This is a genomic window from Caulobacter sp. SRI_008 (assembly GCF_057586355.1).
Map to the genome: position 1 here is coordinate 1 of NZ_JBYCZS010000065.1, position 532 is coordinate 532.

Annotated in this window: 1 protein-coding gene; it reads right to left on the bottom strand. The window is 67.7% G+C overall.

Annotation, left to right across the window (positions count from 1 at the left end; all coding sequences use genetic code 11):
• Positions 1-532, bottom strand: a 532-nt coding sequence (locus AC2YHT_RS25680) for a hypothetical protein (protein ID WP_487292618.1), incomplete at both ends; no start/stop codon positions are given.

The following is a 532-nucleotide window of genomic DNA, read 5'->3' on the forward strand; positions in this document are numbered from 1 at the left end:
TGGCGAGGCCCAATGTTGAGACCAGGATGCTTCCCAGAAGCGTGGCGGCGTCCTCGCCGATGTGCCCTTTCGACAGGTTCACAATGAGCCCCCGGCCCTCGTCCATGAGGCTTCTGAGGCGCAGGTCATGCTTCGGCGTCACGAGGACGCGGTAGATCAAGGGATCGACGAGGAGCGCGCCGAGCTTGTTCGCTATCGGCCCCACGAGCTCGGCCTGGGCGCGGTCGGTGTAGCGGTCGAACTCGTCGCGCCAGAACGCCCGCACCACATCGTTGCGGATCCCGGCAACGACGCTCCGCCGGAACGCCGCGTCTCGATACAGGCGAAGGATGTCCGGGAGCGTCGAGCCGTCGCGCTCTAGGAGCGTGTAGAGGCTGTTGCGCAGCACGTGCTCCATGCGCACGCCCCAGGCGGCGGGCCAGAGCTTGCGGAGGGTCTCTAGGAGGCCGGAGGCCGCGAGCGGGATCTTGTCGTCCCGGACGCGGCGCAGCGGATTGTACCCGTATGGCTGGAGAGGGTCGGTGGCGTCGAG